Origin of the sequence: uncultured Capnocytophaga sp. (genome assembly GCF_963525585.1) — a bacterium.
Taxonomy (GTDB): Bacteria; Bacteroidota; Bacteroidia; order Flavobacteriales; family Flavobacteriaceae; genus Capnocytophaga.
Genome location: NZ_CAURLX010000021.1, coordinates 1 through 16,095, shown reverse-complemented (window position 1 = coordinate 16,095; position 16,095 = coordinate 1). Strand labels below are relative to the sequence as shown.

Annotated in this window: 5 protein-coding genes; 4 read left to right on the top strand and 1 reads right to left on the bottom strand. The window is 37.6% G+C overall.

Annotated features, from left to right (window positions below):
* Positions 1-53: 53 nt before the first annotated feature.
* The gene (locus tag RYK20_RS06350) at positions 54-11,708 is read right to left on the bottom strand and encodes a gliding motility-associated C-terminal domain-containing protein (RefSeq protein ID WP_314894823.1); all 11,655 of its coding nucleotides are present in this window, start codon (positions 11,706-11,708) and stop codon (positions 54-56) included.
* A gap of 898 nt (positions 11,709-12,606) precedes the next feature.
* On the opposite strand from RYK20_RS06350, the gene lipB reads away from it, so the two are divergent.
* From lipB to RYK20_RS06330, 4 genes are all read left to right on the top strand, one after another.
* Entirely contained in the window at positions 12,607-13,317 is a 711-nt protein-coding gene (gene lipB / locus RYK20_RS06345; protein ID WP_314894822.1) for a lipoyl(octanoyl) transferase LipB, read from the top strand.
* 3 nt (positions 13,318-13,320) lie between these two features.
* Positions 13,321-14,844, top strand: a complete 1,524-nt coding sequence (locus RYK20_RS06340; protein ID WP_314894821.1) for a GH3 auxin-responsive promoter family protein — start codon at positions 13,321-13,323, stop codon at positions 14,842-14,844.
* An 87-nt stretch (positions 14,845-14,931) separates the two neighbouring features.
* Positions 14,932-15,420 carry a hypothetical protein gene (locus tag RYK20_RS06335; protein ID WP_314894820.1) on the top strand — a complete coding sequence of 163 codons (489 nt, stop codon included), beginning with the start codon at positions 14,932-14,934 and terminating at the stop codon, positions 15,418-15,420.
* Between the two features lie 305 nt (positions 15,421-15,725).
* A partial coding sequence (locus tag RYK20_RS06330; protein WP_314894819.1) for a hypothetical protein occupies positions 15,726-16,095 on the top strand: 370 nt, incomplete at its 3' end.

The following is a 16,095-nucleotide window of genomic DNA, read 5'->3' as shown; positions in this document are numbered from 1 at the left end:
AGAGAGCGTACTTTTTCAAGTACACTCTCTTAATTTACCACTTTAATCTATCTTTACTCTTTAAGGTAGAGCCATCCAGATTTCTGTTGTGAATGATTATTACCATCTACATACTCTAGGATATAGTAGTAAGTTCCTTGTGGGAGCTTGCTATCCTTACCTATAACACCTTTTGCATTGGAATAGCCTTTGAATGGTTCTGAGTTGGAATATCCTTCTTTTTCATACACTAATACTCCCCAACGATTGAAGATTTTAAGTATATTCTTAGGATAGGCTTCAATTCCTTCAATAATAAATCCATCATTAAGATTATCTCCGTTTCCTGATATTGCATTAAATACCTTCAATGGAGTATCATTGGCTACAACAATAGTAACAATTGCTTCTTTGCAATTAGTCATATCTGATACCTGACAGATACGATATTTCACTATATAAGTTCCTGAAGGAGCTCCTTGTGGCACTGAAATATCTCCATTGGTAGCAAGCTCTACTCCTGTAAGTCCTCCATCAGTTACTATAGAAAGCTGAACCAAGGAAGTATCTGTAATAGGCTCTTCAGCTAGACTATCGCTTCCATTAACTGTATTATTCAATACATTTCCTACAACTGTTTTCACAGCTGATTGTACAGGGGTAGCGGAGAAATCATCATTCTTTGCTTCCAATGCATCATATAACCTAATAGTAGCTGTAGCTGTCTGACAAGCTGAACCATCTATCTTACAAACTTCATAGGTATGAGTATAAGTTCCATTAGGTGTATTAGGAGCTATCGTAATCTTACCTTCTGCATCCATAGTAATATATTGTGAATTACTTGAAGTACCTGGGGTAAAGGTTACATCTGTACCTATGGTAGGGTTCTTTCTTCCATTAATCTCATCATTTGCTAATACACTTGGAGTCGTAACTCCTGCTTTAGGATTAGGATAATCAAATACATCTTCTGCAGCTGCAAAATCTACCACTTCTATAGTTGCTATAGCATAAGCTGAACGAGTTCTATCAGTCTTATCTATAATTGTATAGTAGTATCTATGTATTCCTAGAGGTGCATTTGGTTTCACTGTAATACGTCCATCACTATTCATTTCCAAATAACGATCCTCATTATAACCTCGTCCTGTAGTAAATTCTACTTTCACATCATCAGCAGAAAGTCCTACTTTGGTTCCTAAAGTATCATTATCCAATACACTTGGTGTAAGACCTCCTAGAGTACCTATTTTCCAAGTTCCATCATCCTGAGCTGCAATAGTTACTACTGCAGAAGGGACAACCACTTTTACAGTACCTGTTTCACAGGTATTACTATTTGCTTTATCACACACCTTATAAGTAATATTATACTCACCTGGGGTAAGGCCTCCTGGTACATTAATCTTACCATCTGCATCTATGGTTGCTCCTGTACCATTATCATCAGTAATAGCAATTGTCACATTATCAGTAGTAGCAGGGGTGCCATTAATAGTATCATTGCTTAATACATCTACTGTTCCTCCTGTACTAGGGACTGTACTATTTCCATCAGGATTTATCTGAATGTTAGAAGTAGTAATAACTACTCTTACTGTACCCGTCTGACAATTGGTAGGATTTGCTCTATCACATACTGTATAGGTAATGGTATGTTCTCCTGGTGCAAGTCCTCCTGGTACATTAATTTTACCATCTGGATCTATTGTAGCTCCCGTACCATCATCATCTGTAATAGTTATAATTACATTATTAGTAGTAGCAGGGTTGCCATTAATTTTATCATTACCCAATACATCTACTTTACCTCCTATACTTGGTACAGATCTATTACCATCTGGATTCACCTCAATTGTAGAAGGAACTACAACCTTAACAGAACCTGTCTGACAAGTATTACCATTATTCTTATCACATACTTTATAAGTAATAGTATATTCACCAGGGGTAATACCACTTGGTACATTAATTTTACCATCTGCATCTATAGTAGCACCTGTACCATTGTCATCTGTAATAGTAATCGTTACATTATCCTTGGTAGCAGGAGTACCATTAATAGTATCATTACCTAATACATCTACTTTTCCTCCTGTACTAGGTACAGTAGCATCTGTGTCAGGAGTCACTACGATAGTAGAAGGTACTACCACTTTAAGTGTTCCCGTCTCACAAGTATTTGTATTATTCTTATCACATACTGTATAAGTAATAGTATGTTCTCCTGGGGTTACCCCACTAGGTACATTAATTTTACCATCAGCATCCACTGTAGCTCCTGTACCATCATCATTAGTTATGGTAACTGTTACATTATCCTTAGTAGCAGGATTGCCATTGATAGTATCATTACCTAGCACATCTACTGTTCCACCGGTACTAGGTACAGTAGGAGTTCCATCTGGAGTCACTACGATAGTAGAAGGAATCACTACCTTCACAGATCCTGTCTCACATGTATTACTATTGTTCTTATCACATACCTTATAGGTAATGGTATATTCACCTGGAGTGAGACCACCTGGCACATTAATTTTACCATCTGCGTCTATAGTAGCACCTGTACCATTATCATCTGTAATAGTGATAGTGACATTATCGGTAGTGGCAGGGATATTATTAATCTTATCATTAGTTAATACATCTATCGTTCCACCAGTACCAGGTATAGTTTTATCACCGTCAGAATTTACTTCAATAGTAGAAGGGACTACTACCTTAATAGTTCCTGACTGACAATTAGTGCTATTATTCTTCTCACATACTCTATAAGTAATGATATGTTCTCCTGGAGCTACTCCACTAGGTATATTAATTTTACCATCTGGGTCTATAGTAGCCCCTGTACCATCATCATCTATAATAGTAACTGTTACATTATCAGTGGTAGCAGGAGTACCATTAATCTTATCATTATCTAATATATTTACCTTACCTCCTGTTCTAGGTAGATTGCTAGGAGCGTCTGGTTGTACATCTATTGTATTGGTACCTACTGTAACAGTAGCTGTAGCAGGTTGGCATACTTTTGCTTGAGGGTCAGGTGTATTACATACTTCATAAGCAATTGTATAATTACCTGCTGGGGTTCCTTGAGGAATCCTCACTTCGCCTGTAGCAGTATCAATAGTAGGTACTACTGCTCCTGGTTGAGTAGGCGTTGCAGGAGTAGTTATAGCAATGCTTACATCTGTAATAGCTGGATTTGTTATTCCATTGATTTTCACATTGGTCAGTACATTGCCAGCTACAGTTGGAGTAGTATTTGTTGAAGCCTTTCCTGTATATGTAGCATCTTGATTTTCAAGCTTATTAACTACTGCTATTCTTACTTGTGCCGTAGAAGATAAGCCGGTTCCAATCTCAGTAATCTTATATGTCACTAAATAATTTCCAGCAGAAACAGTAGGACTTACAATCACTTTACCTGTAGTAGTATCTATATTCACGTCTGGAGAAGTAGAAGACACTTGTTCTAAGGTTACTACATCTGTATCCAAGCCTGTTCTTTCATTCAGTTTATCATTATCTAAGATATTGAGATCATTTCCACCATTCTTAACTATGGTAGATACAGTAGGTTTCTCTATTCTGAATGGAGTAGCAGAAGCTTGTTCATCAACTTGAGCTTGGATAGTACTTGGACTAACCTTAACTTGAACAGTTTCTGATTTACAAGTTTTTGCAAGACCTGTAGCATTATCACAAATTTCATAAGTAATCGGATATACCCCTTCAGGAACTCCCTTAGGAATTATTACCTTTCCTGTATTTTCATCGATAGCTGGTACTGGAGCTCCTCCAGAGTTCGCTGGAGTAGTTACAGTAATTGTCACATCTGATGGATTAGGCTTCACTCCATTTACTTTTACACCATCGAGAATATCTCCAACTTCTTTAGGTGTATTAGTAGCTGAAGGTTGACTAGGAGTAATAGTTACAACATTTACCTCTACCTTATTCTTGACTATGACAGATACTGTAGCCTCATCAGATACATTGCTAGTATTAGCCTTGTCTGTAAGTGTATACTTAATAGTATATATACCTGCAGGAGTATTAGAAGCTACCTCTACACCTCCTGTAGTTGTATTAAGAGTAAGGTAAGGAGTTGAAACTGTCTGATTAATTGTCACCAAAGTGTTATCTAGTCCTGTTCTATTTCCTCTCTTATCATTAGTCAATACACTTGCTACATTACCGCTTGCATCTTTTACTGAAGTAGGTGAAGTAGCTCTTTCTACAGGGGCAAAGTTATTGCTATGATTATCATCATTTGCCACTAAGAGATCTGTTCCTACCTTGATGGTTGCTGTAGCTTGCTTACAAGTAACAGGCGCATTTTTATCACAAACAGTATAAACTATAGTATAATTACCATTAGGTGTATTTTGAGGAACTTCTACCTTTCCTGTTGTTGTATTAATAACAGGTACTGGCGCTCCTCCTATAGCTGTAGCTGGAGTATCTACTGTGATGGTAACATCAGCTATAGTAGCTGGAGTATTATTAATTTTCGCATTTCCATCTGTAAGAACATCTCCTATAACATTTGGAGTACTGTTTGTTGAAGGTGTTCCTGTAAATACATTCGGAGTAGGTATTTCTACTTTATTAATTACCACTACAGTTACTGTTGCTGGAGTAGCAGATTGATTAGATGTTCCCTTTTCCTTAATTTTGTATGTTAAGGTATAGGTTCCCTTAGCTGTATTAGGTAATACTGCCACTGTACCATCAGTATTAATCTTGATAGGAGTTACAGAACTAGGATCAATAATCTCTACCTGAGTAATATTAAGACCTGTTACACTACCTAATATATCATTACTCAATACATTTACAGGTTGGTTACTTGCATCTTTCACAAGAGAAGTAGTAGAAGATTTTTCTACCTTAAAGGTACTATAGTTATCTGCCACTGCTGTAATAGTATTAGCCGTTACTGTTACCTGAGTAGTCTGGCTAGCACATCCTGCAGGGGTATTCTTATCACATATCTGATAAGTAATTGTATAATTTCCAGCAGGAGTTCCTTGTGGTATCTCTACATTTCCTGTAGTTGTATTAATACGTGGTACTGTAGTAGCTCCAGTAGCTGGATTAGGAACTGTAATGGTTACATTTCCTGCAGTAGGGGTACTACCATCTATATTAGTATTGGTTAATATATTCCCTGCTACAGTAGGAGTACCATTAGTAGAAGGTGTACCTGTGAAGTCTGTACGAGTAATAGTTACTTTATTCTTAACACCTACAGTTACAGTAGCTTCGTCAGATGTATTATCGGTTCCTTTATCCTTAATTTTATACTTAATAGTATAAGTACCTGCAGGAGTGTTCGCTGCAATAGTAACCTTACCTGTAGCTGGATCAATAGTTACATTAGGATTACTAGGAGTAATATTAACAATTTCTACATTATCGGTAGTTAGACTTCCCACAGGAATACCTTCAAGGGTATCATTGCTTAGTACATTTACTTCCTGACCTGAGGCGTTCTTAAGAGTAGTAGCCGTTGCCGATTTCTCTGCAGGGGTACTGCTATAATCCTCACCTGTTGTATCAATGGTATTATTATTTACTGTCACCTTAGCAGATGCTGTCGTACAAGTAGATGGGGTAGCCTTATCACATACTGTATAAGGGATCGTATAGGTGCCTGAAGGGGTTCCTTTAGGAATCTCCACCTTACCTGTAGAGGTATTGATACGTGGTACAGTAGTAGAAGGTGCTCCTGGTGATGGACTAGGAGGGGTAGAGGTAATGGTTACATCTGCTATTGGAGGGGTGTTACCATTAATCTTCACATTTCCTAGTATACTTCCTGCATCTGTTGGAGTATTACTTACAGAAGGTTTACCACTGTGTGTAGAAGTAGCATTATTGGTCTCTACCTTATTCTTCACTACTATAGTTACTCTAGCTACAGCTGATTTGTTAGCAGCATTACCTTTTTCTGCTATCTTATAGTCTATAGTATAGGTACCTGCAGGGGTATTAGCTGCTACTGTAACTCTTCCCGTAGAAGGTGTTATTGTTACACGCGTATCACTTGGTGTAACCTCAACAATATCTACCTGAGTAGTTGTTGGAGCTATTCCTGCTAATGTATCATTGCTCAATACATTCACTGCGGTTCCATTACGTTTCACTTCTATAGCTGAAGTAGTATAAGTTACTGCATCGTTACTAAAATCATCGGATGTAGCCACAATCGTATTAGCTCCTACTTTTACAGTAGCTGTAGCCTGTTTACAAGTTTTAGGAGTAGCCTTATCACATACCTCATACTTGATAGTGTAAGTACCTGCAGGGGTTCCTTGAGGAATTTCAATATTCCCCGTACCTACATTCAAGCGTGGTATAGTAGTTCCTGTAGCAGGAGTTACTACTCGTAGGGTTACATCACTCATAGGAGGTTTTACTCCATTGATTTCTATGTTATTCAATACATTACCAGCAATAGTTGGCTGAGTAGGACTGGTAGCTGCCGCTCCTGTATAAGTGTCATCTCCATTGGTTACCTTATTCTTCACTACTACAGTAAGAGTAGACTCAGCTGACTGGTTATTGGTACCTATTTCCTTAATTTTATATTTAATAGTATGGGTTCCTACAGGAGTATTAGGTGCCACATTCACTTTTCCATCAGAATCTATAGAGATTCCTGTAACTGGAACTGTAGTAATGATCTGTACCTGTGTATTATCCAGTCCTGTAGTTGTTCCTAAGATATCATTATCCAATACATTCAGGTCACTAGTTCCTGCTGCATTTTTCATTGTTTGAGAAGTAGCTGATTTTTCTACTGCTGCTCCTGTATCAGCCCCTGCTGTGATTGTATTATCCGTTACTGTCACTTTAGCATTGGCAGTTGTACAAGTAGATGGAGTAGCCTTATCACATACTGTATATGGAATTGTATAGGTACCTGAAGGGGTTCCCTTAGGGATCTCTACCTTTCCTGTAGTTGTATTGATACTAGGTACTGTATTAGAAGGAGCTCCTGGTGATGGACTAGGAGGAGTTGATGTAATGGTTACATCTGCTATTGCAGGGGTATTACCATTAATCTTTATATTTCCTAGTATACTTCCAGTATCCGTTGGAGTACTAGTTGTAGAAGGCTTACCACTATGAGTGGGAGCTGTACTAGTAGCCTGTACTGCATTCCTAACAATGACAGTAAAGCTGGTCTCTGTACTTTCGTTATTAGTACCCTTCTCCTTGATTTTATACTTCACTTCATAGGTACCTGCTGGAGTGTTGGCAGCTACCTTCACCTTACCTGTAGTAGTCTCTATAGCAATTCCTGTTGGATTTGTAGGTATAATATCTACCTGAGTAGTATTTAATCCTGTAGTTGCTCCTAGTTTATCATTATCAAGAATATTAAGGTCTGAAGTTCCTCCTGTTACTTTTACATACTGCTCTGAGGTACTAAAGGTTACATCCTTAGCTGTATCATTTGCCGCAACTATACTACTATTGGTTACTGTAAGAGCAAGATTTCCTTCTGCACTACAGATAGAGGTATTTACCTTATCACATATCTTATACTTAATATTATAAGTAGCAGGCAATACACTACCTGCAGGGATGGTTATCTTACCTGTAGCAGAATTAACAGTAGCTCCAGAACCATTTGCATTGGTAATAACAACGGTTGCATTGGCAGTTGTTGCTGGTTGACCATTGATACGATCATTAGCAAGTACATCTATACTACCTCCTGCACTACGTGCCACAGTAGCTGTATCATTATTTGCTACTATAGAGACAAACTTAATTTTCTTCTTAGCAGTAGTAGTTTTCCCAAAAGCATCAGTAGCAGTAAAGGTTACTTCTACCTCTGAAGCACTACATAGGTCTGACGGCCTCACTGCATTATAGTTATTAGTAAGGGTAGCTACTCCACAGCTCGTGCTAGCAGATGCTGAGTTAAGCCAAGTATTCACCTTAGTAGCTAAGGAACCATCACGACAATCCAATACCAGATTGGTTGAAGGAAGGGTCACAGTAGGAGTCACTGTACTTGCGATATCTACTATGTAGGTTACTGATAGTCGATCACTCTCACATCCTTGAGCATTTACTCGGGACACATACTTAGTTACTGTATGCTTAGCTGTTTGCTTCCTATCCACCTTAGGTGAAGTAGTCGTTGCTGTTCCTCCTGTAACATTATCATACCACTTAAGGGTATAACCTGCACCTGGTGTTACTAGACTAGCCATATCAAAAAGGGTAGTAGTAGCTGTAGGACATTCAGTCTTAGTAGCTGTTGATACACTAGGAGGGGTAATCTGACTTACCTCTACCTTTACAGGAGTACTAGTTACTACTCCACAACCTCCTGTCACCTTTACATAATAGTAGGTTGTCCCTGTTGTCCCTGTATTAGGGGTATAGGTAGATAGAGTTCCTCCTGTAGAGATTGGGGTTCCCCCTGTGTTATTATTACTAGTATTACTATACCACTGGTATGTAAGGGTACCATCCCCTGTAGCCACTACTGACAGTGCTGTAGCCGTAGCTCCCTTGCAATAGGCTGTAGCAGGAGCAATAGGCTGAGTAGTAATAGTCGTAGGTGCTTTCTTAGTATAGGTAAACTCATTAGAATATAGAGTAATATCATCACATAAAGTAGTAATACTTACTGTATACTTTACTCTAAAGCTTGAACCTGTTTGCACATTAGCGGGGTTAATTGTAAAAGTACGCTCCCTACCATTAGCATTATTACTATAAGTTTGGAGAGCTCCCCCTGAAGGAAGTTGATAATTTACCCAACTAGTACTTCCACTAGCCTTGTACTGAAGCTCATAGGAAAAGAAGTTTCCGCCACCTAGATTCTTAATATTCCCTACATAGGCTGGTGCAATTGTAGCCTTTGCGTTAATAGTCTTTGTTTCTGTACATACATTACTTATATTACTATAGTTAGGAGTATTAATAGTGATAACATCTGATGGGGCTACAAAAATAAGTTTTGCATATCCAGAGGTTTTAGTAATATTTGCTCCACATTCACTATAAGTGAATTTTGCGCGATAGTAAAAATTCTCATCTGTAGCAGTTATTGTTCCCAAAGTAAGAGTTGTACTACCAGTACCATCTGCCTTAACAGTACCGGAAGCAGTTCCAGGTGCGCTCACCCAAGAGGTTTCTGTAGTAGGAGTTTTGGTACGTTCCCATTGAACTCCTAAGTTTCCTGTAATGCCTGCTATTTTAGCATTGGCAGAGAATGTAACTCCTGTTCTTCCTGCACAAGCCTTTTGCTCAGCAGGGTCTTGAGTTACTGTAATTTTAGGAAGTTGTAATGAAGTAGGACAAAGTTCTACCACGTAGCCGTAACCTTGAAAACCTTTTACTGTTCCTTCCTTTACCTCCAACTTAGTAAAAGGTTTATCAGCAGTTACCTGTACAATCGCTTGGAAATATTTTGTTGAATTAGAAGTAATTCTACCTCCGCTCTTAGTTACCAAAGTAGCCTCTGGTGTGTTATTGCAATCTGTTACAGAAAGTGATAGGTTCGCTGTTGCACAATCTATAGAGAATTCTGCTTCATCTAATTTATCAGGTTCTGTACTACCAAAGCCAGAAAGCCATACTTGTATCTTGGTAATAGGTTTAGCAAAAGTATAAGTAACCTTATTAAACCCATGCTCATTCATAGCAGGGTGCCCATCTATAAGAGTTGGGGTACATAGATTATATTGTGAAAGATAAGTTTGGGTAGGAAAATAGTTAGGAGTTCCGTCCAAGGTACGTGTTACTTCCACTCCATTGAGTGTAGCTTTGGTATTATTTCCCTTAGGAAACTGAGGAGTAGGATGGCTTGTACATCCATTGCCCTGGTGATCCACCTCTGCCTTGTAGGTAAGGTTCTCACGTGAGCATAGTCCTGTCTTCTCTACCTTTGTGATGGTAAGAGTAGTTTTAACTGATTGGTTATTGGCTGGTACTGTACCATTTCCAGTACTATCAAGCACCTTGGTACCAGTAGTTCCATTAATATTGTAGGTAACAGTTGCCCCTGGAGTACCCTTAATCGTATAGACGATATTGGTTGCCCCCGTTTCGTTAAGAGAAGTAGGTGAAGCTATAAGAGAAGTAATAGAAGCCTTTTCTTTCACTGTAAGAGTAGCTTCATTCGAATAAACAGTTCCCGTTACAGAAGAGAAAAGTGAATTCTTATAGACATACTTCACCCTTACCTTAGCATTATTATAATTGGTTTTCTTAAACTTCTCTCCTGTAAAAGTATGCAATGTTCCTGGAGTAACATTGGACTTAGTTTCCACAGCTACCCAATTGGTAGTACCTGATTTCTTAACTTCAAGTACATAGTCAAATTTAGCTGTAGAAGCGAAAGCTGTTGCATTTGCTTTTGCCTTATAGGTGGTAGGAGCCTCTCCCTCACAAACCGTTTGGTTAGTAAGGGTACTTGCCGCAGCATCCAAGACGATTAGATCACTATCAGTAGCCTTAGTAACAGACAAAGGACAGAGCGCTACTAAGTAACCGTGACCAGTACTCGCTCTGTCTGTAACAGTAATTTTACTAAACGGTTTATCAGACGATATTTTTATCGCCACATCCGTAGTAAGTTTTCTATTGTTCACACTACTCACTATATTTCCATTGATGCTAGAAGCTATAGGATTACAATCGTAGGTTTTAGAAAGACTAATTGTTCCGCCTCCATCTACCTCAAACTGTGTCTTATCAAAAGTATTTACAGCTTGATTATCCCCAAAAGCCAATAGAAAGATCTCAGCACTCTTAATAGGAGCTCCAAATTCATAGACAATTTTTTTATTGTCTTTCAAAAGAGGATCCTTAGAAGGATAAGTAATCTGTGTACCACCACAATGAGAACCAGGAAATGACCCAGAAGCTCCTATCCCACTATCCACTGTACGTTTTACTGAAATATCATTAATAGTTTTGGTATCTATGGGAAAAGTACTAAAAGGATCTCCTGTATTAGGAACTGTACAGTTGCTATCGCTAATAGGAGTAACCACAGAAGCCAAACAGATTTCGGGAAAAAATCCATAACCTCCTGTTTGACCACTTGGCTCTAAATATTGCAAAGTAAGTTCTGTAAAAGGAATTGAAGATGTGATGCCTACTTTCACATCTGTAGTCTTTGTATCAACAGAAGACACTGTAGATCCATTGATGCTAACATTAACCCCTTCACAAACAGAACGTCTTATCAATTGTATTTCTCCTTTATTTACAGAGAATTGTACAACATCTAGATGGGGAGTAGTAGATTTCCAGCTCTCTCGGGCTCCATTGTAACCAAAAGCAGCTAAAAACATTTCCACATCATTAACAGGTTTACTAAATTCATAGACAATCTTAAAGACTTTATTAGAGTCCATAAAAGGATAACGCTTATTACCAAAAGTGTTCTTACGATTCTTTCCACAATAAGTCTCTGTTGGGGTATAATCCTGATTGGAATACATAATCTGATCCCCATTGTTACCTCGTGTTGTCATTGTACGTGTAACTCTAACTTCTCTAATAGTAGCATACTCAACTACTTTTGAAGTAGTACTGCTCACCAGTGTATAAGCTACAGGTTCAGGCATTGTAGTACACTGTTCCTGAGCTATCAATTCAGAAGAGAATGAAGCTAACAATGTGAAAAAGAGTAATTTCACAAATGTTGTTCGCAATTTTCTTAACTTTTCTATCATCTTACAATTATTTAATATGATACTTTGGGCGCAAAATATAGAATATTTTTTCTTTACACCTTTTATATTTCACCTTTTTTTTACAAAAAAATATTAACAAAGAAGTGTTTTTTGTTGAAAACTCTTTTTATTTTGATATTTTTAATTCATAACTACTTAAATATCAATAAATTACTTTTTTACTATTTTGCTATTTAGAAATATTTTTATATCAACAGATTTAAAATAAAAGTTTCTATTCCGAGTATTCTTAATTATTTCTGTACTTGGAGATGAGAAGCCTATACTACAATCACACACCTTACAATTTTTTATTACGGAAAGTTCTTCCTAAGTTACTATATAATATTATTAGGTATAGAAAAGTCTATTTCCTACAAGAAAATCAACAACTCCTTAACAAATACAGATTCGAAAGTCTTATGGTATTAAAGGAAGGTTGAGCTGAGATAGCTGTTATTTCATAGCTTTATGCCTTAAGGTGAACTGTAAAGCTTCTAAGCAAAAAACTTATATACAAGAGGAAGTAAGAATAGTATCGCCCTTATAAGTAATATGATTATAGAACTTTCCCATCTTTTGACACCAAACAGATTCTTCCAAACTTCAGAAGATATAGATACAATTTTTTACTAAAACAAGTGTTCTTTCCCAAAAAAGTCTTACCTTTGCAAGGAAATTTCTGGGAGTTTTGTTAGTGTAAGCCGGAAAATTGTAAAAAGAATTTTGTTACTATATTACCTTCTACTTTCACTATATTTACCTCTCATATTCTCGTTCACACACCCCTTCCACAGGAAACCTCCCCATAGCCCCCTCGTGGGGAAGGGAGCTAAAAAAGGGTACTGAAAAAGAAAAATAAAGAAAAAAAATCATTTATTATAAAAGAAAATACTTGATGAACAAAAAAATCACCTTAATAGACTGGGGACTTAGAGATTATAAGGAATCCTGGGAAGCACAAGAAGAGCTCTTTGAAGCTATTATTGCCCAGAAGATGGCTAACCGTAACCTCCCCTCCCCTATACCCACAACGAACTATTTGATCTTTGTAGAGCATCCACACGTGCTTACCTTGGGAAAAAGTGGTGTAATGGAGCATCTACTGATGAGTGAGGAGTTTCTTAAGGAGCGAAATATCTCTTTTTATAAGGTAAATCGTGGTGGAGACATCACCTATCACGGGTTAGGACAGGTAGTAGGCTATCCTATTCTGGATTTGGACAATTTTTTCCCCGATATTCACCAATATTTACGCTATTTGGAAGAAGTAATTATCCTAACTCTTGCCGATTATGGACTCAAAGGAGAACGTAGCAAGGGCGAAACAGGTGTCTGGATAGATACGGGAACTCCGCTAGCTAGAAAAATATGCGCAATGGGCGTACGGGCTTCGCGATGGGTAACTATGCACGGATTTGCCCTAAATGTAAATACCGATTTGTCCTATTTCAACTATATTATTCCTTGCGGAATTTCCGACAAAGCAGTAACATCCTTACAAGCCGAACTAGGACATTCCGTTGATTTGGAAGAAGTCAAAGAAAAAATATTACGGCATTTTCTAGAAGTTTTCTCTGCCAAACTTGCCCCTAACCTTAATAAATAAGCTATGCCCTTAACCATTGTTCATACGATTGCTTCTTGGTTCTTACGTAGGCGTATTGACCAGATAGAAGAATTTGTCAAGCGTCCGCACCAAGTACAAGAGAATGTCTGTGCCAAGCTCCTTGAGACAGCTCAGGGAACAGAAATAGGCAAGAAATATGATTTTACATCTATCCGTAACTATGAGGATTTCTCCTCTCGCTTGCCCATTAGCATCTATGAAGATATAGAACCAATGATTGAGCGCACGCGCCGTGGGGAAACCAACCTCTTCTGGCCTACACCTATCAAGTGGTTTGCCAAAAGTAGTGGCACCACCAATGCTAAAAGTAAGTTTATCCCTGTCAGCGAAGAAGCTTTGGAATATTGTCACTATAAAGCAGGGAAAGATATGCTTTGCTTATACCTCAATAACAACCCTGATTCGAATCTTTTCACCGGAAAAAGCCTCCGATTAGGAGGGAGTAAAGAACTTTATGAGGAAAACGGTACTATTTTCGGAGATTTATCAGCCATATTGATAGACAATTTGCCTTTTTGGGCAGAATTTAGCAGTACTCCTTCTACAAAAGTGTCTCTGATGAGCGAATGGGAAAGCAAAATGAAAGCTATTGTAAGTGAATCTTCACGGGAAAATGTAACCAGCCTTGTAGGTGTCCCCTCGTGGATGATGATACTTCTTAGGCAAGCACTTGCTTATACAGGCAAAGAAAATGTATTGGAGATATGGAAAAACTTAGAGGTATATTTCCACGGAGGGGTAAGTTTTATCCCCTACCGAGATCAATACAAGGAATTGATTCCCTCGGATAATTTCCGATATTACGAGACCTATAATGCCTCCGAAGGCTTTTTTGCTATACAAGATAGAAATAATAGCGACGAAATGTTGCTGATGCTAGATTATGGTATTTTCTATGAGTTTATTCCTATGGATACCTATGGAACTCCTACTCAGAAAGCCATTCCACTTTGGGAGGTAGAAACAGGAAAGAATTATGCCATGGTGATTACTACCAATGCAGGGCTTTGGCGTTACCAAATAGGTGATACCGTGCGCTTTACCTCTACCTCGCCCTATCGTATCAAGATCACAGGACGTACCAAGCACCATATCAACGTATTTGGCGAAGAGCTTATCATAGAAAACACCGAAGAAGCCCTTAAGAAAGCCTGCCATGAACACCATTGTAGCATAATCGAATACACCGTGGCACCTATCTTTATGCAAGGTAACAAGAGCGGTGGGCACGAGTGGATTATTGAGTTCGAAACCGCTCCTGAGGATATAGAAGCCTTTACCCGCACCTTGGACACTGCCCTGAAAGCGCTCAACTCCGATTACGAAGCCAAACGCTATAACGATATGACCCTTGCTATGCCCAAGATACACATTGCCCGAAGAAACCTCTTCCACGACTGGCTGAAAGAAAACGGCAAGCTGGGAGGGCAACATAAGATTCCGCGCCTTTCTAATACTCGTGATTACTTTGAGGCAATCTGGAAGCTAAAGGATATAATTAACTGAACCCTTTCAAAATTTTTTCAGTATCACCCAAACAAGGGAAAGATAATGAGACCCCTTTGTCAGAAAGAGAGATAATGAAAAATTACTATGAAGAAAAATATCATCAAAATACTAATTATATTGGGGTTGTTGCTCTTTATTGTTTTTGATATTATGTATCTTATGGGGTGCTATGTATCCCTAAAATTTCAAATAGAAGACAATGTTAGCTCCACAACCACAGATGTAATATATAGTTTTGCTGATAAAGTTGCCTTTTTTTCCATAACCAATGTTTTAATCATCTTCCTATTGGGGGGATATATTCTTTTGAGAAACAAGAGAAATACAGTTGAGAGAAAAAATAAGTCTATCACTATTTTTGCTTGTATATATATTATCCTGCAATTATCTGTTGTATTTTATAGCTCCTATGGATTAAAATCCAATAGTAAGCAAGATATAATAGAAACCAATGTTATGAAAAGTATAAATGATATGACCATAGGGCTTTTTGCATTTCTCATTTTTAGCTTGATTATATGCTTTCTGATGACACTATTTATCCATAAAAGACCCATAACTAATGATAAATAATTCAATAAAAGTTTTTTGGAAATATAATATTTCAATAGCCTTTATACTTTTTTGTGTCTATCTTATAGCAGTTTGGGGACTTTTAAGGTATGATAATAGCAAGTTTGCCTATCCTATTCAGATTATATTGCCTATTACTGTCTTACAATTACTGATAAGTATCATTTTTTGTATATCATTTTGGAGAAAACAATCCAAAACGCGTAGCTTATGTGGTTCATTATGCTAATAGGATTGCTGTTATTCTTAGAATTACTTTGTATCCCAGTAATAGCTATGTATGGAATGGCTAAAAAATGATTTTTATGAAACCCCTTAGTATCTTGTTTTACTTCCTCTGCTTTCCTGCTTTTATGTATAGTCAAAATAAACCTTTTTTGAATGTAACACTAAGAGTACAAGGACATACACCCCTTATGGAGATTAGGAATACCACTACGGATACCATACAACTATTTTCCAAACTGAAAAAAGAAAATAAAGAAGCAAGTATTCATATCCTGGGCTTCAGGAAAGAAGGAAAACACTATACTGAAAGGGTATTGTATAGCTGCTATAAGTGTCTTGAGGATTATTTTTATTTAGGAAATACCAAAAATAACACCATAAAGATAGCACCTCAGAGCAGTATCAGTACTTATTTTCCTTATTTATCCTCTGGAACCTATTATTTTG